Raw genomic sequence first — 20,189 nt, forward strand, 5'->3', positions numbered from 1 at the left:
TCTACGATTTACTCGATCAACTGCGTGAGGTCATGCCAAACGCAAAACCTCCTACTATTTATCGCGCTTTAGACTTTCTACAAGAGCAAGGCTTCGTTCATAAAATCACATCATCAAACAGCTTTGTTCTTTGCTCACATTTTGATCATCAGCATCCTGTGCAAATGCTCATTTGTGAATCCTGCGGAGACGTTCAGGAAATTCAGTCTGAGGGTGTTTATGACGAGTTAAAGCACCAGGCGGAAGATCAAGGCTTTAAAGTTCAAAACCAAACTATAGAGGCACATGGCTTGTGCGCTAAGTGCCATTGAATAGTTGTACCCATAAATAATAAATAACAATAGGTAGCACAATGAAACTCAGTCATCTTATAGCGGCTGCAGCGGTTTGCTTTACCGTAAACCAAGCGGCAACAGCCCAGGCATTCGAGGATAAGTTCCGTCAACTGAACGACGACAAATTTCGCAGTCCAAATATCTACCGGACAGCGTCCGGAGCGCCCGGCCACGCATACTGGCAACAAGAAGCCGATTATAAGATCCAGGTCGCGTTAGATGACGAGAATCAACGTATTACCGCTAAAAGCACCATTACTTACACCAATAACTCACCAGACACCCTGCGTTACTTGTGGGTTCAGCTTGATCAAAACCGATTCAAAAAGGACTCTATCGGGCCACAAAGCCGGGCCACAGGAAGTTTAGAGCGTGTTAGTTTTTCCCGTATGGAAAGTATGTTAACTCAGGAAAGCTTTCCTGCTGGCTATGAGCTTACTGAAATCAGTAAAGAAAATGGTGAACCGCTTGCGCATTATGTTAACGACACCATGTTACGGCTTGATCTCAGTGAGCCGCTAAAAAGTGGTGATAGCGTCACATTTAATATCAACTGGCAATTCAACATCATTGAAGCTGAGGTGCTGGGCGGTCGCGGCGGCTACGAATACTTTGAAGAAGACGGCAACTACTTGTACGAAATGGCACAGTGGTTCCCTCGTATGGCAGCGTATTATGACGCTGAAGGTTGGCAGAACAAACAGTTTGTCGGCAATGGGGAGTTCGCTTTGGAGTTCGGTGACTACCGTGTAGAAATTACGGTTCCGGCGGATCACATTGTTGCCTCTACCGGTGTTTTACAGAACCCGGAAGATGTTCTGACGTCCATCCAACGCCAGCGTCTGGAAGCTGCACGTAACGCCGACGAACCAATAAAAATTGTTACCGAAGAAGAAGCTCTGGAGAACCAAAAAGAAGGGATCAGCGAAACCAAAACCTGGATTTTTGAAGCTGAGAAAGTTCGTGATTTTGCCTGGGCTTCCTCACGCAAATTTATCTGGGACGCTCAGGGCTACAAGAAAAACGACACTGATGTACTGGCTATGTCCTTCTACCCCGAAGAAGGCAACCCTTTATGGGAGCGTTACTCAACGGCTTCTATTATCCACACCATTGAGCATTACAATGACTATAGCTTTGACTACCCCTACCCGGTAGCAATTTCAGTCAATGGGCCTGTCGGTGGTATGGAGTACCCAATGATAACCTTCAATGGCCCTCGTCCATACGTTGACGAAGACTCGGGTGAGAAGTACTACTCCAAACGCACGAAATACGGCCTTATTTCGGTCATTATTCACGAGATTGGTCATATTTACTTCCCCATGATCGTCAATACGGATGAGCGTCAATGGACTTGGATGGACGAAGGAATAAACACGTATTTGCAATTCCTGGCTGAACAAAAATGGGAAAAAGATTACCCTTCATGGCGTGGTGAGCCGCGTAACATTACCCGTTACATGGCCAGTAGTAACCAGATGCCCATTATGACCAACTCAGAGTCTATCCTGCAGTTCGGTAATAACGCCTATGGGAAGCCAGCTACCGCTCTAAATATACTGCGTGAAACTATTGTCGGTCGCGACCTGTTTGATTTCGCATTTCGCGAATACGCGCAGCGTTGGAAATTTAAACGCCCGACACCAGAAGATTTATTCAGAACCTTAGAAGATGCTTCAGGGGTCGACTTGGATTGGTTCTGGCGCGGCTGGTTCTATTCAACTGACCATGTCGATATTTCATTAGAACAAGTTAACCAGTTAACGATTAATACTCAGGATCCGGAAGTTGAAAAGGCCTGGGCTGAAAAACAACATGATGCAGAGCCTGAGTCTTTAACCACCAAGCGCAACGCCGATGTTAATTACAAAATTCATCAACAACCACAGCTTGCCGACTTCTATAATGAAAACGATGAGTTTACGGTAACTAATGCAGACCGTAACGAATACAGAAAACTCATTGAAGGACTCAATGACGAACAGAAACAAATGCTGGAAAACGGCAGTAATTTCTATGTGCTCGACTTTGCTAACAAAGGCGGCTTAGTTATGCCTATCTTGCTAGACCTTCACTATGAAGACGGTACTAAAGAGCATGTTCGTATTCCTGCTGAAGTTTGGCGACGTTCACCAGAGAGCGTCAGTAAGTTATTAATCCGTGATAAAACGCTTACTCAGGTCATTGTTGACCCTAACTGGGAAACAGCAGACGTAGACACCGATAATAATTATTGGCCGGCTCGTGCTGTACCATCACGAATTGAGCTTTTCAAACGAGATGACCGTAATAAGAGCATGATGGAAGACTATAACCAGGAGTTGGAGTCAGGTAACGATGATTAAATTCGTTGCTGCTATTGTTCTGACTTTTGCGCTGATACCCTCGGTATCAGCGCATCGGTACTTTTTTGGGTTGACCGAAATTAGCACCAACAAGAACACCGATGCTATTGAAATTGTGCATCAATATACTTTGCACGACGTACAGCAGGCGCTGAAAAAGCGGCTGGGTAAAGCCTTCAGACTTGAGCAAGAAGATGCGGAAAAGCAAATTCGTAACTGGGTAAATGAAGAATTTCAACTCACTGACTCTCAGGGAGAAGCCGTTAAACCAAGCTGGGTAGGTTTTGAAGCAGACTATCAGAAAATTTGGATTTATCAGGAAGTCCCTAAGCGTGATAACCTGTGCAGGTGGACATTATCCAATACGCTTTTGATGAACAATTTTTCAGCACAGGTAAATACTATCAATGTTGTTGATGACTATGGTAATCGTAGTCTAATTTTAACCATTGAAAACACATCTGACACAATTAAGTGTCAGCAAGATATAAAGGAATAAACAATGAATGCCGAGTTCGTAAATCCATTTCTTCAAGCACTGCAAAATGTCTTGTCGATGATGGCTCAAATGGAATTGAAACCCGGTAAGGCGCAGCTTAAAAAAGATGAGTACGCTCGTGGGGATGTATCGGGCATCATCGGTATGGTTGGACCGCAAATTAAAGGCTCATTTTCCATATCTTTTGAAGAGAACTTAGCCTGTGAAATAATGAACAAGATGTTAGGCGAGCTGCCGGACTCAATTAATGAAGATGTGTGTGACATGGTCGGTGAAATCACCAATATGGTCACTGGTGGCGCAAAAAAAACTTTAGGTGAAAAAGGCTATGATTTTGATATGGCAACACCGATAGTAGTATCCGGAAAGGACCATACCATTTCGCACAAATCAGAAGGTTCAAAACTGATTATGCCGTTCAATCATGTCGCCGGAAAAGCTTATATTGAAATCTGCTTCGACAAAATTAACTAGCGACGATTAGTAACGGTCGTCGCTAATGTTGCGGGCATAGTTATCGAACCTCGATAATTGGCCATGGAACTTCAGCTCTACCTTACCAATAGGCCCGTTACGCTGCTTACCAATAATAATTTCCGCCAGGCCTTGCTCCGCTGAGTCGGGATGATAAACCTCATCCCGATAAATAAACATAATAACATCCGCATCCTGCTCAATAGAGCCTGATTCACGTAAGTCTGAGTTAACCGGACGCTTGTCCGAGCGTTGCTCCAGGGAACGGTTAAGCTGCGATAGCGCGACAACCGGCACTTCCAGTTCTTTCGCCAGCGACTTTAGAGAGCGCGAGATCTCGGCGATTTCCAGTGTCCGGTTCTCCGACATGCCCGGCACTGTCATGAGCTGAAGGTAATCGACCATAATCATAGAAATACCTTTGTGCTCTCTATGAATGCGGCGGGCGCGGGAACGGACTTCGGTAGGCGTTAGGCCTGAAGAGTCGTCTATGTAAATATTGTTTTTGTCATTTAGCATATTCATGACCGACGCAATGCGCGCCCAGTCATCATCTTCAAGTTTACCCGTACGCACCTTATTCTGGTCAACCCGGCTTAGCGATGCCAGCATACGCATCATCAGCTGCTCGGCTGGCATCTCTAAACTAAAGACCAACACCGGGCGGTCGTCATTAAGTGCAATATTCTCAGCCAGGTTCATGGCAAAGGTTGTCTTACCCATAGACGGACGTGCTGCAACTATCACCAAATCGGAAGGTTGTAACCCGGCAGTCATCTGATCTAAGTCGGTAAAGCCGGTCGACACACCGGTTACGCCATTATTGTTTTTCAGTTTACTTAATTGCTCAATACGGCTAACCGTGCGCTGCAAAATCAGGTTAATGCCTTGCGGCCCTTCACTTGAGCTGACACGTTTCTCTGCTATCTGAAAGACTTTAGATTCGGCTAAGTCTAAAAGCTCTGCGCTGCTGCGCCCTTGTGTATCATAGCCGGACTCAGCAATTTCATTTGCTGCACCTATCATCTCGCGCAATACCGCTCGCTCGCGGACAATATTTGCGTAGGCGAGTATATTAGCGGCACTTGGTGTATTTTTTGCAATCTCTCCCAAGTATGCGAACCCGCCAACCTGTTCTAATTCACCAGAGCTTTCCAGGGTCTCAGAGACGGTAACTAAGTCCATTGGCTGACTACGCTGCGCAAGCTCGTGCATTGCTTTGAAAATGAGTCGATGCGAGCGGTGATAGAAGTCTTCTGCGATGACACTGCCGGCGACATTATCCCAGGCATCATTGTCCAGCATGAGTCCACCAAGAACGGACTGCTCGGCTTCAATTGAATGTGGAGCTGATCTTAAAGCTTCTATGGATGCGTCGCGTTTTTTTGACTTCTCTGCCATGAGGAAAGTTGTCTCGCCAAGGGAAATAATAAGAGGGGATTACTATACAAAATCCCCTCTTATTTAGAAAGCACAGCAAGGCTTAACTGAAGTATTTAATTTTTATCGAGTGTAATTTCACCGCTAACGGTTGTCGCCGAAACATCCGCACTTGCATCACCGACAGAGAACTCGAGTCTGGACGATGGTCCCCACTCTGCTTCATTAGCTTTATCATCAGTTAGTCGGTTGGTAATTTCACCACCCGCATTAGACTTAATATTAAAGCTGGAATGAATATCGCCCATCCACTTAAAGGTTAAGTCACCACTTACCGAACTGGACTCTATGCGAGCAGTACTGTGCAAGCCGGCGGTCAGTATGGCGTCGCCACTGACTGTTGTCACTTTCCCTTTGCGCAGTACACCGGCTTTAACATCAATATCGCCTGAAACTGACTGCACTGTAAGTTCCGTAACAGAATCTGACTGGCTGGTAATATCACCGCTTACTGACTGATAAGTCGCTGACTCTGAACCATTGTTAATGTCCATAATGTCGCCACTAACGGTTTCGAAGCGAACCTCTCCTTCAAGTTCTTCAGCATCGATATCACCGCTGACAGTCTTTAAAAGCACCCGGTTTTTGATGCTACTAACCTCTATGTCACCACTAACCAAGCGGATTTCCAGGCCGCCATCAAAGTCATTTGCAGAGACATCCATGGAGACACCATTGACACTAATATCCATAGATGAAGGCAGGTATATTTTGAGATCTGAACCTTCAGAGTCGTCTGAAGACAAGTTAAAGCCTCTTTGTTCAGGTACTTTTACGTTAATGTGAACCCCTGTCCCCCTCTGTTCAAAAACAAAGTCTTCCGCTTTTTCATCGAGTTTTCCCACAACCCGAATTTCATCTTTGTCATTTACTATAAGCTCAACCTTCCCTCTCATATTATCAATAGAGACCCTTGCCGCTGGTGAAACAGCCAGCGTTTCATCCACCTTTTCCTGAGCCGCTATAGCAGAACCGAACATAAGTAGCGATAAACCAACTATGGTTAATATTTTTTTCATTTTTAACTCCTGATTAGATTTCTTGTACGGTCTTGGTCAACGTATAAGATTGACTCAGTAACTTTAATTCCTGTTCATTAACCCAACGCAATAATTCCAATAAGTTCGGGTCTCCGGGTGTTTTGCGCAGGGACTCTGTAATTTCTTCTCTGGCAAAAGCCAGCTGGGTTAAATTCTCCTCAGTATTACCATTCATCTGTCGGTAACCTGCCGTTTCATAGCCAACACGCATGCTATATATTTGTGCCTGTTGCTCTGCATTCATTTTTTCCGCCAATAAATAGTACCCGGTCACGGGATTATCCGATGACTTCGGCACACTAAGCTGCCATCCTGCCATGAAGGTAGCAATAACAATACTGGCGGCTACCGCACCAGACCAAAAACCCCGCCCTTTTTTTGCCAGAGGCTCGGAGTGACTCAGTCGGTTCTCAATCACCGGCCAGAAGTCTTGAGGAGGCTCAATACCCTCCTTTTTAATCTGTTCGAGTTGGTCTTCAAGGTTTTGAGCCTGTTTGTTATCACTCATCTTGTAGCCACTCCTCTAAACGTTTACGAGCCCGGTGAAACTGCGCTTTACTGGTGCCTGGCGCAATTCCCAGCCAGTCGGCAATTTGTTGATGGGACTCACCTTGCAAAGCATGTAAAACAAAGACCTGCCGGGTCTGTTCCGGTAATTTTAAAATCAGTTTATCCAGTTGGCTCACATCGAGGTTACCTTCATTTATTGGTTCTGAAGTCTCTTTGCTGTCAGAGGTAAACCTTGAAAACCATCGCTTTTGTTTGCGTATTTCGGTTAGGCAGATATTGGTTGTTACTCGATACAACCAACTACTAAATTTTGATTCGCCCCGAAAAGAGCCTAATTTTTGCCAGAGTTGCACAAAAACTTCCTGAACTAAGTCGTCTGCGAGCGCCTTATCAGCACAGAGTCTAAGCACTAATCCATACACTTGCTTTATATGTCGGTAATACAGTCGCTGAAAAGCGTCCACGTCACCTTGCGCCGCTAATAGCACGTCATCACTGGCTGGTTCACGTTGCAAGGTTATCTCCCTGATACCACTTTATAATTGCTTTGTTAGCTTAGACGACACTTACACAGGAAAGGTTTACACGAATGAAAATTTTCCAAAAAAAAAGCTGCCATAAGGCAGCTTTTTCTAAAAACTATAGTGACTTACTCAGCCGCTACAATTTTCAATTTGATGTTCGCAAATACATCAGCGTGTAAATGTAATTCGATATCGAACTCACCAACTTCACGCAGTGTACCGTGCGGCATTAATACTTCGCTCTTCTTCACTTCAACGCCTGCAGCTGTTACTGCATCAGCGATGTCACGAGTACCGATAGAACCAAATAATTTGCCTTCATCACCTGCTTTAGAGGCAATAGTAACTGTATCTAAAGCATTAACTTTTTCAGCACGGGCTTCCGCAGCAGCTAAGTGATCAGCTAATTTAGCTTCATACTCAGCACGACGTTGTTCAAACAGTTCAACGTTGCTTTTCGTTGCCGGTACTGCTTTTCCTTGTGGGAAAAGAAAGTTACGTGCATAACCTGATTTTACACTGACTTGATCGCCAAGGCTTCCCAAGTTAGCAATTTTATCTAACAAAATGACATTCATTTCTCGCTACCTCTACTTTTGGTAATCGAACCGGTGCTAGCTTACTGATGTGAATCAGTATAAGGCAGCAGTGACAAATAACGAGCACGCTTGATAGCGCGCGCTAACTGACGCTGATACTTAGCGGATGTTCCAGTAATACGGCTAGGAACGATTTTACCAGTTTCAGTAATGTAGTTCTTAAGCGTAGCGATATCTTTATAATCAATTTCTTTTACGCCATCTGCTTTAAAGCGGCAGAATTTGCGGCGACGAAAAAAACGAGCCATGATGGTCTCCTTAAATCAATTCGAGATGCTGAGCATGAAGTACCAAACGAGGTGAGCCATTGCTATCCTCGTGACGGTGCAGAAAACCTTCTGCTAAAACTTCACAACCCACCGTCAATTTTTCTAACCAGTGTTGTAAACCTTCACCACTTAAAACGACCTGAATACGCACATAAGATTGACGATTCATACCAGCTTCCGGTTGCATAGACCGATGTTCAATCACTAATTGTAAATGCTCAATACCTGAAGGGCTGGTTTCCAGCTTAGGTACTTTGCCAAGTGTTCCGGTTAAATGCAGTCGATTCATAAGGGTTATAGAAAGTCAGCAAGCTTACGCTGCTTCACTGTCACCTTTACGATCTTCCTTCGGCTTAGTCAGCGGCGAAGGCTCTGTAATAGCTTCTTTCTTACGCATGATCATGTTGCGTAAGACTGCATCGTTGAAACGGAATGCAGTTTCCAGCTCTTCCACAACTTCTGCAGACGCTTCAATGTTCAACAGAACATAGTGTGCTTTATGCAGTTTGTTGATTGGGTAAGCCAATTGACGACGGCCCCAGTCTTCTAAACGATGGATTTGACCACCACCTTGCTTAATCGTTTCGCTATAGCGCTCGATCATGCCAGGTACTTGCTCGCTTTGGTCCGGGTGGACCATAAATACGATTTCGTAATGACGCATTACAGTTTCCTTTTGGTTCGTATAGCCTCAGTTTAGCTCAGCCGCACTAACATAGAAGCAAGGAACACATTCAATAAAATTAAAATATGGCTGATTTAAGCCGCGCGATACTAACTAAAATGAACGCCGATTGCAAATTAATCGGCGTTTTTATGAGCCTTTTCGATACGGGAACTGAGCAGGGCAACAATGCGGTCGGCTAACTCATTAGCCACGGCGCTTTCTCCGCGTACAACAATATGATCAACAATCTTTTCCTGACGTCTTACAGTGGCATCAATTTGTATCGCGTCCTGTTGGTTCTGAAAAGCCAGATTCACCTGCCACTCAGCGTTATTGTCCTCGACCCTGTGCCATTCGTGTCTGACTTCCAGCCGATTACTGATATCAAAAGCCAAATTTTCCACGGACTTTTCAGCGTTATCCTGCAGTTCGAAATGAAAAGCAACGTAAGGCTTTTCTGAGCGCAACCAGGTGGGAGATTCCCAGTTAGGCGTCCAGCTTACAAAGAGCACAGCAACCATGCCTAAAGCAATAGCAATAGGCAAAAGGCGACGTTTAAGATCCATTGCGCTGCCTGACTACCTCAAATAGACACACACCACTGGCTACTGAAACATTCAGACTACTGACACTGCCAGATAAAGGAATAGATACTAAATCGTCACAGGTTTCGCGGGTCAAACGGCGCATTCCTTTTCCTTCAGCGCCCATCACCAAAGCCACCGGTCCGCGGTAATCGACATCATAGACTGACTGAGTCGCTTACCCTGCCGTACCGTATACCCAGACGCCCAGCTCCTGAATATCGCGCAGAGCCCGCGCTAAGTTTGTAACAACAACCATAGGCACATTTTCTGCCGCACCAGAAGCGACTTTACGTACCGTTGGCGTAATCTGTGCCGATTTATCCTTAGGGACAATAACAGCGGTGACGCCAGCGGCATCGGCTGTACGCAAACAGGCCCCTAAATTATGCGGGTCAGTTACGCCATCAAGCACCAGAAACAACGCAGCGGTTTGGCTTTGCTCCAATAACCCCGGAAGATCTTGCTCCGTTAAGGTGGGTGGAGACTGAACCGTTGCAACAACCCCCTGGTGATTCCCGCCTTCGGCCCTTTTTTCCAGAGCTTGTTTAGGCACCCATTGAGGACGTACACCCGTCGCATGACATTGGTTTACAATGTCACGCACAGAATCGTCCTGGCGCTCTTTAGAAACGTAGAGCTCAACCAAACGATCCGGGTGGTTTTTTAATATAGCCCGCACTGCGTGCAGGCCAAACACAGTCACTTTTTGGCTCATGACTTACTACGTCCTTTACCGCCACCGCGGTTTGTGTTTTTCCGTTGACCACCCTTGCCTCTGGGTTGACCCTTACGTTTACCCTTTCCAGAACCTTTTGCCGGCATACTGCGCTTTTTGCCACCCGGGCTCGTCGCTTCCAGTAAGGTTAAATCAATTTTCCGGTCATCGAGGTTTACGTCTTTAACTTTCACTTTAACGTTATCACCCAGACGGAATACGCTGTGGCTGTTCTCGCCAACTAACATCCCTTTTTGCTGATCAAAATGGTAATAGTCATTGTCGAGGTTACTAATATGAATAAGCCCGTCAATTTGGTAATCACTAAGACGAACAAATAAACCAAAGTTAGTAACAGATGAAATAACACCTTCAAACTCCATACCAATATGGTCGAGCATGAACTCGCATTTTAACCACTCATCTACCTGACGAGTGGCATCATCTGCCCGACGTTCTGTCATTGAGGTATGCACGCCCAGTTCATCCAGCTGTTTTTCCGAATAAGCCCAGGCTCCGACAAGCCCTTTACCTTCGCCTTCATTTTTGCGCAGAATAGCTTTTATCGCACGATGCAAAATCAGATCGGGATAACGACGAATAGGTGAAGTAAAGTGTGCATAAGATTTCAATGCCAGACCGAAATGGCCTTTATTCTCAGGCTGATAAACGGCCTGTTGCATTGAACGCAGCAACATAGTCTCAATAAGTTCGTGATCCTGACGATCTTTAACTTGTTCAAGCAGTGTCGCGTAGTCCCTCGGAGAGGGCTCATCACCACCTTCGAGATTCAGGCCGAGTTCACCAAGAAAACTGCGGAAGTTGTTCAGACGTTCATCTGCCGGAGTTTCATGCACACGGAATAACGCGCCAATTTCTTTATCAGACTCAATAAGCTGAGCGGATGCCACGTTAGCCATGATCATGCACTCTTCAATAATTTTATGAGCAACATGACGTTTAACAGGCTCGATACTTTCAATTTTACGCTCAGCGTTAAAAATGAAGCGGGTTTCCTGCGTATCGAATTCGATAGCCGAACGGCGTTTGCGGGCAGCACTTAACGCATTGTAAAGACGTTCAAGCTCCTGAACGTTGTCCATCACATGCTGATACTGTTGTTGCAGCTCTTCGTCGCCATCAAGCAACTTCTTAACTTTGTTGTAAGTCAGACGAGCATGACTTTTCATTACTGCCGGGTAGAATTGAGTCGATTTCAGTTTCCCTCGAGGCCCCAGCTCCATCTCTGCAACCATACACAGACGGTCAACATCGGGGTTCAATGAACATAAGCCGTTTGAAAGCTTCTCCGGTAACATAGGAATAACGTTACTGGGGAAATAAACCGAATTCCCTCTATCAGTCGCGGCTTTATCAAGCACCGTATCGGGCCGTACATAATAGGAAACATCGGCTATAGCGACCCATAAACGCCAACCTTTCTCTTCAGGCACACAGCAAACCGCGTCATCAAAGTCGCGAGAGTCTTCACCATCAATAGTAATAAGCGGAAGTTCACGTAGGTCTTTACGTCCTTCATAAGCTTCTGCCGGAACCTCTTCACTGTATTTTTTTAATTCTTCATCAACTTCTGATGGCCATTCAGTGGGAATATCGTGCTCGCGAATAGCCACCTGAATTTCCATGCCAGGCGCCATATGTTCACCCAGAACCTCGGTCACCCGGCCTATGGGGCTGGTGCGACGACTTGGCCGACGAGTTATCTCTACAACAACTAACTGACCATGACGAGCACCACTTTTATCCGCATCCGGAATGAGGATATCCTGGCTAATGCGACCATCGTCCGGCACTACAATACCTAAACCGTGTTCAATGAAGTAGCGGCCAACAATGTTACTGTCTCTTGGCTCCGTAACACGTACAATACGCCCTTCGGTGCGACCCCGACTGTCTTTACCACTAGGCTGAACGAGTACTCGGTCGCCGTGTAATACAGAATACATTTGGTGATGCGGAATAAAGAGATCTTTTCCGCCGTCTTCAGTCTGGCAGAAACCAAAACCGTCTTTATGACCAATGATACGACCTTTAATCAAGTCCATACGCTCAGGCAGACCATAAGCATTTGCTTTACTGTAAATAAGCTGCCCGTCGCGCTCCATTGCCCGCAACCGACGTTTTAAGCCAACAGCCTGACGTTCGTCATCCAGGTTGAAATGGCGAATAAACTCGTCAAAATGAACAGGTTTATTATTGGAAGTAACAAGTTCCAATAACTGTTCGCGGCTTGGAATTTCGACTTCGTAGTCTGGCGTATTGTTGTTCTGCTGATTATCTGACATAGAATCCTATATATGTATGGTTGCACGGTTAAGGACGACCGATGCGGACAGTATACGTGCTGAAAAGGATAATGTCAGTGCTTCGCTTGTATTTTGAACAAAACGTACCCATACATACTCTAATAGATAAAGAATGAGTTGTCGAATCGTTCGATATACTCTAATTTGATAGCTGAAACATTTACTAAGATCAGAAAATGCTAAAAAACGCAGCAGCAACAACTGAATTCAGCTTGCTCCAAAGATGGAGCTCTCAGGTACTGTTGTGTTTATTACTCATCGCTTTTAGTACATGCAGCTACGCTTTATCTGGTAGCAGCGAAAGCCGACTAACGACTCAGCAACACTCTGACACCGTTTTCGTTGTCGATCTGACATCGTCAATTTCTGAGGTTCAGGCTGAAGACCCCGAACTCGATAAATCAATCGATTCTGCCTCAAGAGTTTTTCAAAACGTTTTAGCGCTTGCTCCAATCTCTTTGAGAATAACTGAATCGAAACTTACCCAATGGAATTGGCACCTCGTTAGAGGACCACCCACTCACCTTTAAGAATTCTGTACTTTCTAATTTTTAAAGGAGTTTGTCATGAGTGAGTTTAAAGAAATTCAATGGTCTTCTGCAGCCGATAAAATTGCAATACACCACAACTATGATCATCAGCCAGTCATTAGCTGGCACGATAGCGCCATGCATGTTGTTGACGATTTCACTAAAGTGTCTCCTCTGGAAATAACGGAGAACACATTGGTCAGCGACGCCGAACAGAAACTCCGGAATGCCAACCGTCGTTATGCCTGCATAAAAAACCAAAATGGTGAAATGACAGGTTTACTGGCGCTTCGCGAACTTCACGGACGCAAAGCGACCCAACTAAGTACGGTCAACCAAACTGGGTGGAGAGAGTTGGCGGTAAAAGAGTTGATGTTACCTCTTCTCGCATTACCACAAGTTAAACTAGAAAGCTTAACAAAGGCTAAAGTAGGAGACGCTGCGGCGACTCTCAAAGCCAGTGGGCGTGACTTTCTTCTCGTAATTAACAATGGAGAAGTCTGTGGTGTAGTGTCATCACTTAGAATAGCTGAGTTAACAGGTGAGTCAGTGAACGTTTATCACTTGCCCTCAACTTTTGCTGAGATTATTTCAGCGATAAATCATCATCAGGTCATTGACTGAAATCGCTTATATGTCAGAAGTGCCTGTGCGCTTCTGGCATTTTTTTAATACGAATTACGAGGGGAAAACTTGGTGGCGCTGGACGGACTTGAACCGTCACTCCCAGAAGGAACCTGATTTTGAATCAGGCGTGTCTACCAATTCCACCACAGCGCCATGCCATTTAAGGTGAATGCGTTACGTAATTAAGTAACGGGACGGGATTATACCCGTCAAGCATCGCTAATCAAGCAATAATTCATGAAAATCACCCAGAATATGACTAACTGTTGCTTCCTTGTACAACTGAGACAGCTGTTAGTCAGCTTAGCTCATGATATGATCCAGATACATTTAATTTAAATGAGTTCCGCATGAGTTCTGAAGCACAAAGACTACACGCCAGCTTTCCCAGTGCTGGCTTTACCAGACGACTGGCAGCCTGGGTTTATGACCTTTTAGTTGCTGCAGCAATTATTATGCTGGCGTCTGCGTTAGCGTTACTTTTTGCCGCGCTACTAACCTCTTTCAACTGGCTGGTGCTATCGGACGATATGGATCACGCCGCCTGGCTGGCTCAGGGGCCATGGTACAGCTTATATCTTATTACTGTTGTTGCGGTATTTTTTGGCTGGTTCTGGAAACGTTCAGGACAAACATTAGGCATGCGCGCCTGGCGTTTAAAACTGCAAAACCGTGACGGCTCACGCTTAACCAACCGCCAGGTATTCATAAGGTTGCTGACCTGCTGCGGAGGTCTCGGGAATCTTTGGGTTCTTGTTGACTTTAAAAACCGAAGAGCCTGGCAGGATTACGCCGCAGCAACAGAGGTTGTCACCCTTTCGAAAGAAGCGAACCAGCTTTTTTACTGGAACGAACTTTAAGTGTGGTCGGCCTGTTGTCAGGCCGTGCGCCCACGCATGAAGTAGACCGCAATCCCCGCAAACAACATACTCGGTAGTAATGCCCCTAAAATAGCCGGAATTTGATAAACCTGCGCCAGAGGCCCAAAAATCTCATTACTCACATGAAGTCCGAAGCCGGTGATAACACCTAACAAGACCCTTGCGCCCATCGTTGTCGAACGCAGAGGTCCAAAGATAAACGACAGAGCGACCAACAACATTACAGCCACAGTTATTGGAGCAAAAAGCTTACGCCATAAAGCAAGTTCATAACGTTCCGCAGACTGTTGATTGCTTTCCAGGTAAGTCAGGTAATCCAGTAGCCCGCTAATAGAAAGTGATTCTGGTTTAATGGTCACGACCCCGAGCTTATCGGGCGTCAAGCTTGATTGCCAGGCCATATTAGCTTTTTCATCGCGTAGCATACGGTTTTCCGTCATTTGCGTAACCGTCACCTCCTGCATACGCCATTTGTCGCCGCTAAAATTAGCTGTTCGGGCGTAGGTTACCTGTTGCAATTCCCTATTATCATTAAAGTCATAAATCAGAACATCGTTCAGACGTCCGGTGTCCTCAACTTCACCAATATTGATAAAGTCAGAACCGTCTTTTGCCCAGACACCCTGTTGTGCCGAAATTAAGCTGCCCCCTGAAATAGCCTGTGAGCGGATAGCTCGCCCCTGAGACTCCATGGGTGGTGCTATCCATTCGCCTATCGCCATTACTGCAACCATCATAATAATGGCGGATTTCATTACCGCACCAATAATATTCAAGCGGGAACGCCCTGCCGCCATCATAACCACAAGCTCAGAGCTGCTCGCCAACATACCGACCCCAATGAGGCCACCAAGTAAAGCGGCCATTGGAAAAAAGGTTTCAACATCTCTGGGCAAGCTGTAAAAGACGAAAAGTGCAGCATCCATAACGTTGTAGTCGCCACGACCAACCGACTTTAGTTGCTCGACAAAGCGAATTAAAGACGACAGGCCGGTTAATACAGCAAGACTTAACAGCGAGGTTCGTAGTACGGCCAGACCTATGTACTTATCTAAAATACTAAACATCATTGCCCCCGAGCCGCGCCGAAGCGTAGATTTGCCAATAATCTCAAGCCAACAGGTCTGCCTTTACCTATCAACACTAAGCCAAACACCAGTAATATGAAGTGTATCCACCATAACCCGATAACTGGAGGAATGACGCCGTCACGTATGGCCGACTTAGCTGCCATAAGCAATAGGAAATAGCCTAAATAAATGAGTAAAGCCGGGGCCATTCGTCCAAACTTACCCTGACGAGGGTTCACACGGCTTAACGGTACAGCAATAAGTGTCAATAACGGCATAGCCAGAGGAATCGCAATACGCCACTGCAGTTCAGCAACCGCAGCCGGTTCAGTTTGCGACATTAACTCCACAGTGGGATAGGCTTCGAGTTTTCGTAATTGCTCACTGGCCTGTTGCTCCTTAATTTGAAGCTGGTAACTGTCAAACGACATCATCTGATAACTGTCGTTGTCACCGGCGTAGCGTTTTCCCTCACCCAGTTCAAGCCACTGCGACCCCGTTGTTTCACTGATTACTTTACCGGTCTTTGCCATAACCACGCTACCCGACTGTAACTCGCCCTGACTGTGGTTATGCTGCGCGACAAAAACTTCCTCAAGGTCGCCATTATCACCGACACTTTGCACGAATATGACCGCTTTGCGGTTACTTGCTTGTTGGAAGCGTCCCGGCATTAAAGCCGTTAAGCCACTTTCTGAACGAGCTTTGTCTTCCAGCTTTTGTTCCTGATCGAGTGACCAGGGCACTAACCATAAAGTGAAAGAAGCTGTTATCAAAGCTAAAACTAATGACAGCACCAAAGTCACCCGGGTTACATACCACTCACTTACCCCACAGGCGTGCAGAACCGTCATTTCGTTGTCAGCATAGATACGTCCATGAGCCAGTAAAATACCCAAAAACAAACTAAGAGGCAGAATCAGAGACACTAATGCAGGGAGGTTCAGCGACAGAAGCTGAAAAATAATTGCGCCGGGAATATCCCCTTCTGATGCATCCGACAGAACACGGACAAACTTCTGACTGACAAAAATCGTCATCAGGATAAAAAGCACAGCAAGCTGCGACTTCAATGTTTCACTGATCAAATAGCGGAATATGCGCACTGGCGTTCACTCATAACTTAGGTTTTTACTGGAATAGCTGTGATTTTTAAGTAAACTTGTTATTTTAACAACAAAGTGTCTTTATAGTGAAACTATAGCAGGCATTGAAGCCACCTGAAACAGGAGCACTGTCATGGAGTTCAGCGTCAAAAGTGGTAATCCGGAAAAACAACGTTCTGCTTGCATCGTTGTTGGCGTGTTTGAACCTCGTCGTCTGTCTGGCGTTGCCGAACAATTAGACAAAGTCAGTGATGGTTATTTAAGCAACTTATTGCGCCGCGGAGACCTTGAAGGTAAATCAGGTCAGGTTCTGCTGTTACATCATGTCCCCAATATTCTTGCCGAACGGGTATTACTGGTCGGCTGCGGTAAAGAGCGCGAACTTGATGAGCGCCAGTATCGCCAAATTATAGCCCGCACTATGAACACGTTGAACGAAACCGGCTCAATGGAAGCGGTCTGCTTTCTTAGTGAGCTGCACGTTAAAGGTCGCGATACTTACTGGAAGGTTCGTCAGGCCGTAGAAGCTGCGCGGGCAACATTGTACAACTTTAACGAGCTTAAGAGTAAAAAAGAAGAACCTCGACGCCCGTTGCGTAAACTGGTCTTTAATGTTCCAAGCCGAAAAGAGCTGGCTTTGGGCGAACAAGCTGTGCAGCACGCGTTAGCCGTAGCTACGGGTATGGATATTTGCCGCAACGTAGCAAATATGCCACCTAACATTTGTACACCTCGCTATTTAGCCGATCAAGCCAAATTAATGGCTGAAAATTACGACAATTTAACGGTTAGCACCGTTGAAGAAGCCGAAATGGAAAAGCTGGGTATGAACGCATACTTAGCCGTTGGCCGTGGTTCAGAGCATGAGTCAGTACTAACTTTAATGCATTACAACGGCGCACCCGATGACCAGCCTCCCATAGTTCTGGTCGGTAAAGGCCTGACATTTGATTCGGGCGGTATTTCCATTAAACCATCCGCCAATATGGATGAAATGAAATACGACATGGGCGGTGCTGCTGGCGTTTTAGGGGCTATGCAGGCGCTTGCTGAACTGCAACTTCCCATAAACGTTATTGGCGCTGTGGCAGGTTGTGAAAACATGCCAGATGGCAAAGCATACCGTCCCGGAGATATCCTGACGACGATGAGCGGTCAAACAGTTGAGGTGCTGAATACAGATGCAGAAGGTCGACTCGTACTGTGCGATACCCTGACTTATATCGAGCGCTTCGAACCCGAGTCCGTGATTGATTTAGCCACGCTGACAGGCGCCTGTGTTATTGCGTTAGGCAGCCATGCTTCAGCCGTACTCAGTCAACATAATCCGTTAGCACACGAAATTCTAAATGCTGCCCAACAAAGTGGCGACAAAGCCTGGCGTATGCCGCTATGGGATGAGTACCAGTCAATGCTCGACAGCCCTTTTGCAGATATGGCTAACATTGGTGGTCGCGAAGCCGGCACCATTACCGCCGCTTGTTTCTTATCTCGCTATACAAAGAAATACAATTGGGCACACATGGATATTGCCGGTACGGCCTGGCAAGGTGGTAAAGACAAAGGCTCCACAGGCCGCCCGGTTCCATTATTGACGCAGTTTTTAATTAACCGGTGCAGCGCAGAGGTCGCAGAGTAAGATGCCCTCAGCCACTTTTTTCTTAATGCCTGACAAAGCTGAAGGCGAGCAAAATCGGTTAATTTGCGATAAGATAGCGGAGCTATACAGAAAGCATAAAAGGTTGCGGGTTTGGGCCCGCAATCAGCAACAGGCGGAAGCGCTGGACGAACTGTTATGGCAACAACCAAGTGATGCCTTTATTCCGCATAATTTGCTTGGAGAAGGCCCGGCTACCGGAGCGCCGGTAGAACTTTGTTGGCCGGAGTCTGGCGACATTAAAAGCCGACCCGGTTACGCCCTGTTTAACCTGGCTGAAGACATTCCGGTACAAGCTCAACAGAGCCAGAAACTCTATGACACAGTTCCAGCCGATGACAATGGCAAAAAAGTAGCTCGCGAGCGATACAAACATTACAGGGCCAGAGGTTGCCAAATGCATACCGAGCCCCTGACATCCGAACAGAAGTAAGGTTAATATGGATAAAACATACTCCCCTGCAGCGATAGAACAAGACCTCTACCAACAATGGGAAGACAAAGGCTACTTCAAGCCTTCAGGTAAGGGCGACTCCTACTCTATTATGATTCCGCCGCCCAACGTTACCGGCAGTCTGCACATGGGTCACGCCTTCCAACACACCATTATGGATACACTCACCCGCTACCAGAGAATGAACAGCCGTAATACATTATGGCAAGTAGGTTCTGACCACGCTGGTATTGCCACGCAGATGGTCGTTGAACGCCAGTTAGCCGCTCAAGGACAGACTCGCCAGGAACTTGGTCGTGACGCTTTTATTGATAAAATTTGGGAATGGAAGGAACAGTCAGGCGGCACCATCACTCAGCAAATGCGCCGTCTGGGCGACTCTGTTGACTGGGATCGTGAACGCTTCACTATGGACGAAGGCCTTTCAGATGCGGTACGTGAAGTCTTCGTAAAACTGCACGAAGATAACTTGATTTACCGTGGTAAACGCCTGGTCAACTGGGACCCGGCACTGCAAACCGCTATTTCTGATTTAGAAGTCGAGAATAAAGAGCAACAAGGTTCTATCTGGTATTTACGTTACCCGCTGGCCGATGGCGAGAAAACCGAAGACGGCAAAGACCATTTAGTGGTCGCGACCACCCGCCCGGAAACCATGTTAGGCGATGTCTGTGTTGCTGTGCATCCCGACGACGAGCGCTTTGCTCATTTGGTTGGGAAACACCTCGAGTTACCTATTGTTAACCGTCGTATTCCTATTGTTGCCGACCACCACGTTGACAGCGAATTCGGTACAGGTTGCGTAAAGGTAACTCCGGCGCATGATTTTAATGACTACGAAATTGGCAAGCGTCATCAAACTGGGATGATTTCTATTTTTGATGACACTGCGCACGTCATGGCAAAAGCAGGCCTTTACACCAGTACGGGTGAAGCGCTTGAAGAGCTGAACGGGTTTGATGGGGCTTTACCTGAGCGATACGCTGGTAAAGAACGCTTTGAGGCTCGTAAGCAACTTATTGCTGAATTTGACGAACTTGGCTTACTGGAAAAAATTGAAAAACACACCAACAAAATACCATACGGCGACCGCGGTGGCGTTCCTATTGAACCGCATTTAACCGACCAATGGTATGTTCGCGTTGAACCTATGGCCAAACAAGCAACCGAAGCGGTTGAAGACGGACGCATTGAATTTGTGCCTAAGCAATACGAGAACATGTATTTCAGCTGGATGCGCGATATCCAAGACTGGTGTATTTCGCGTCAATTATGGTGGGGGCACCGTATTCCGGCATGGTACGACGAACAGGGCAATGTCTATGTCGGTCGCACCGAAGAAGAAGTGCGGGAAAAGCACAACTTAGGCGATACGCCTCTTCAGCAGGACGAAGACGTACTGGATACCTGGTTCTCTTCCGCGTTATGGACTTTTTCTACCCTAGGTTGGCCAAAAAATACCGAGGACTTAAAAACCTTCCACCCTACCGATGTGTTGGTGACTGGTTTTGACATCATTTTCTTCTGGGT

Annotated in this window: 21 protein-coding genes, 1 tRNA gene and 1 pseudogene; 9 read left to right on the top strand and 14 right to left on the bottom strand. The window is 46.3% G+C overall.

Annotated features, from left to right (window positions below; genetic code table 11):
- The 4 genes from B3180_RS07340 to B3180_RS07355 all read left to right on the top strand — a co-directional run.
- A partial coding sequence (locus B3180_RS07340; RefSeq protein WP_286843806.1) for a transcriptional repressor occupies positions 1–311 on the top strand: 311 nt, incomplete at its 5' end.
- Positions 312–352: 41 nt separating this feature from the next.
- Positions 353–2,683, top strand: coding sequence for a M1 family metallopeptidase (locus B3180_RS07345; RefSeq protein ID WP_278358485.1), 2,331 nt, complete (start codon positions 353–355; stop codon positions 2,681–2,683).
- Entirely contained in the window at positions 2,676–3,182 is a 507-nt protein-coding gene (locus tag B3180_RS07350) for a DUF6702 family protein (RefSeq protein WP_199494398.1), read from the top strand. The genes B3180_RS07345 and B3180_RS07350 overlap by 8 nt, the downstream gene beginning before the upstream one ends.
- 3 nt (positions 3,183–3,185) lie before the next feature.
- A complete protein-coding gene (locus tag B3180_RS07355) occupies positions 3,186–3,656 on the top strand; it encodes a chemotaxis protein CheX (RefSeq protein ID WP_199494397.1) in 471 nt (156 codons plus the stop codon).
- Between the two features lie 6 nt (positions 3,657–3,662).
- Here the strand turns inward: B3180_RS07355 and dnaB are convergent, their stop codons facing one another.
- The 11 genes and pseudogenes from dnaB to rnr form a co-directional block, all read right to left on the bottom strand.
- Positions 3,663–5,057 (bottom strand): replicative DNA helicase, encoded by a 1,395-nt coding sequence (gene dnaB / locus B3180_RS07360; protein ID WP_199494396.1) that lies wholly within the window; start codon positions 5,055–5,057, stop codon positions 3,663–3,665.
- A 95-nt stretch (positions 5,058–5,152) separates the two neighbouring features.
- Positions 5,153–6,115, bottom strand: a complete 963-nt coding sequence (locus tag B3180_RS07365; protein WP_271331808.1) for a DUF4097 family beta strand repeat-containing protein — start codon at positions 6,113–6,115, stop codon at positions 5,153–5,155.
- Positions 6,116–6,128: 13 nt separating this feature from the next.
- Entirely contained in the window at positions 6,129–6,644 is a 516-nt protein-coding gene (locus B3180_RS07370) for a hypothetical protein (protein WP_199494394.1), read from the bottom strand.
- Positions 6,637–7,161, bottom strand: a complete 525-nt coding sequence (locus B3180_RS07375; protein WP_222235647.1) for an RNA polymerase sigma factor — start codon at positions 7,159–7,161, stop codon at positions 6,637–6,639. Before B3180_RS07375 ends, B3180_RS07370 begins: the two co-directional genes overlap by 8 nt.
- A 134-nt stretch (positions 7,162–7,295) precedes the next feature.
- Positions 7,296–7,748 (bottom strand): 50S ribosomal protein L9, encoded by a 453-nt coding sequence (gene rplI, locus B3180_RS07380; protein ID WP_054489146.1) that lies wholly within the window; start codon positions 7,746–7,748, stop codon positions 7,296–7,298.
- Positions 7,749–7,789: 41 nt separating this feature from the next.
- On the bottom strand, positions 7,790–8,017 hold the full coding sequence (gene rpsR, locus B3180_RS07385) for a 30S ribosomal protein S18 (RefSeq protein WP_011235166.1): 228 nt from the start codon (positions 8,015–8,017) through the stop codon (positions 7,790–7,792).
- Between the two features lie 10 nt (positions 8,018–8,027).
- A complete protein-coding gene (gene priB, locus B3180_RS07390) occupies positions 8,028–8,327 on the bottom strand; it encodes a primosomal replication protein N (RefSeq protein WP_011235167.1) in 300 nt (99 codons plus the stop codon).
- 24 nt (positions 8,328–8,351) lie between these two features.
- Positions 8,352–8,702 (bottom strand): 30S ribosomal protein S6, encoded by a 351-nt coding sequence (gene rpsF / locus B3180_RS07395; RefSeq protein WP_054489148.1) that lies wholly within the window; start codon positions 8,700–8,702, stop codon positions 8,352–8,354.
- A 137-nt stretch (positions 8,703–8,839) separates the two neighbouring features.
- Entirely contained in the window at positions 8,840–9,271 is a 432-nt protein-coding gene (locus tag B3180_RS07400; protein ID WP_199494392.1) for a signaling protein, read from the bottom strand.
- Positions 9,261–10,007: pseudogene (rlmB, locus tag B3180_RS07405) on the bottom strand (23S rRNA (guanosine(2251)-2'-O)-methyltransferase RlmB). Before rlmB ends, B3180_RS07400 begins: the two are co-directional and overlap by 11 nt.
- Positions 10,004–12,313: a ribonuclease R gene (rnr, locus tag B3180_RS07410; protein ID WP_199494390.1), complete on the bottom strand. Its 2,310-nt coding sequence runs from the start codon at positions 12,311–12,313 to the stop codon at positions 10,004–10,006. Before rnr ends, rlmB begins: the two are co-directional and overlap by 4 nt.
- Positions 12,314–12,900: 587 nt before the next feature.
- Between rnr and B3180_RS07415 the strand changes: the two genes are divergently transcribed.
- Positions 12,901–13,488 carry a hypothetical protein gene (locus tag B3180_RS07415; protein ID WP_273022108.1) on the top strand — a complete coding sequence of 196 codons (588 nt, stop codon included), beginning with the start codon at positions 12,901–12,903 and terminating at the stop codon, positions 13,486–13,488.
- A gap of 70 nt (positions 13,489–13,558) precedes the next feature.
- Here the strand turns inward: B3180_RS07415 and B3180_RS07420 are convergent.
- Positions 13,559–13,644 (bottom strand) — tRNA-Leu (locus B3180_RS07420).
- 197 nt (positions 13,645–13,841) lie between these two features.
- Here B3180_RS07420 and B3180_RS07425 point away from each other — a divergent pair.
- A complete protein-coding gene (locus B3180_RS07425; RefSeq protein ID WP_054489157.1) occupies positions 13,842–14,351 on the top strand; it encodes an RDD family protein in 510 nt (169 codons plus the stop codon).
- 17 nt (positions 14,352–14,368) lie between these two features.
- Here the strand turns inward: B3180_RS07425 and lptG are convergent, their stop codons facing one another.
- Together lptG and lptF are read right to left on the bottom strand one after the other, a co-directional pair.
- The gene (gene lptG, locus B3180_RS07430; RefSeq protein WP_278358491.1) at positions 14,369–15,439 is read right to left on the bottom strand and encodes an LPS export ABC transporter permease LptG; all 1,071 of its coding nucleotides are present in this window, start codon (positions 15,437–15,439) and stop codon (positions 14,369–14,371) included.
- Complete coding sequence (gene lptF / locus B3180_RS07435; RefSeq protein ID WP_174507663.1) at positions 15,439–16,548, bottom strand: LPS export ABC transporter permease LptF; 1,110 nt, start codon at positions 16,546–16,548, stop codon at positions 15,439–15,441. The genes lptG and lptF overlap by 1 nt, the downstream gene beginning before the upstream one ends.
- Before the next feature lie 133 nt (positions 16,549–16,681).
- Between lptF and pepA the strand changes: the two genes are divergently transcribed.
- The 3 genes from pepA to B3180_RS07450 all read left to right on the top strand — a co-directional run.
- Positions 16,682–18,187, top strand: coding sequence for a leucyl aminopeptidase (gene pepA / locus B3180_RS07440; RefSeq protein ID WP_199495024.1), 1,506 nt, complete (start codon positions 16,682–16,684; stop codon positions 18,185–18,187).
- A 1-nt stretch (position 18,188) separates the two neighbouring features.
- Positions 18,189–18,638: a DNA polymerase III subunit chi gene (locus tag B3180_RS07445; RefSeq protein WP_199495025.1), complete on the top strand. Its 450-nt coding sequence runs from the start codon at positions 18,189–18,191 to the stop codon at positions 18,636–18,638.
- Positions 18,639–18,645: 7 nt separating this feature from the next.
- On the top strand, positions 18,646–20,189 hold a 1,544-nt coding region (locus B3180_RS07450; protein WP_286843818.1), incomplete at its 3' end, for a valine--tRNA ligase.

It is taken from the genome of Idiomarina sp. UBA4206 (assembly GCF_002383015.1).
Lineage (GTDB): Bacteria > Pseudomonadota > Gammaproteobacteria > Enterobacterales > Alteromonadaceae > Idiomarina > Idiomarina abyssalis.

Coding starts and splice junctions, on each gene's coding strand:
- dnaB (WP_199494396.1), bottom strand. CDS start 5,057: ATGGCAGAGAAGTCAAAAAAACGCGACGCATCCATAGAAGCTTTAAGA.
- B3180_RS07350 (WP_199494398.1), top strand. CDS start 2,676: ATGATTAAATTCGTTGCTGCTATTGTTCTGACTTTTGCGCTGATACCC.
- B3180_RS07345 (WP_278358485.1), top strand. CDS start 353: ATGAAACTCAGTCATCTTATAGCGGCTGCAGCGGTTTGCTTTACCGTA.
- B3180_RS07415 (WP_273022108.1), top strand. CDS start 12,901: ATGAGTGAGTTTAAAGAAATTCAATGGTCTTCTGCAGCCGATAAAATT.
- B3180_RS07400 (WP_199494392.1), bottom strand. CDS start 9,271: ATGGATCTTAAACGTCGCCTTTTGCCTATTGCTATTGCTTTAGGCATG.
- B3180_RS07445 (WP_199495025.1), top strand. CDS start 18,189: ATGCCCTCAGCCACTTTTTTCTTAATGCCTGACAAAGCTGAAGGCGAG.
- priB (WP_011235167.1), bottom strand. CDS start 8,327: ATGAATCGACTGCATTTAACCGGAACACTTGGCAAAGTACCTAAGCTG.
- B3180_RS07370 (WP_199494394.1), bottom strand. CDS start 6,644: ATGAGTGATAACAAACAGGCTCAAAACCTTGAAGACCAACTCGAACAG.
- rpsR (WP_011235166.1), bottom strand. CDS start 8,017: ATGGCTCGTTTTTTTCGTCGCCGCAAATTCTGCCGCTTTAAAGCAGAT.
- B3180_RS07365 (WP_271331808.1), bottom strand. CDS start 6,115: ATGAAAAAAATATTAACCATAGTTGGTTTATCGCTACTTATGTTCGGT.
- lptG (WP_278358491.1), bottom strand. CDS start 15,439: ATGTTTAGTATTTTAGATAAGTACATAGGTCTGGCCGTACTACGAACC.
- rplI (WP_054489146.1), bottom strand. CDS start 7,748: ATGAATGTCATTTTGTTAGATAAAATTGCTAACTTGGGAAGCCTTGGC.
- B3180_RS07355 (WP_199494397.1), top strand. CDS start 3,186: ATGAATGCCGAGTTCGTAAATCCATTTCTTCAAGCACTGCAAAATGTC.
- pepA (WP_199495024.1), top strand. CDS start 16,682: ATGGAGTTCAGCGTCAAAAGTGGTAATCCGGAAAAACAACGTTCTGCT.
- B3180_RS07425 (WP_054489157.1), top strand. CDS start 13,842: ATGAGTTCTGAAGCACAAAGACTACACGCCAGCTTTCCCAGTGCTGGC.
- rpsF (WP_054489148.1), bottom strand. CDS start 8,702: ATGCGTCATTACGAAATCGTATTTATGGTCCACCCGGACCAAAGCGAG.
- rnr (WP_199494390.1), bottom strand. CDS start 12,313: ATGTCAGATAATCAGCAGAACAACAATACGCCAGACTACGAAGTCGAA.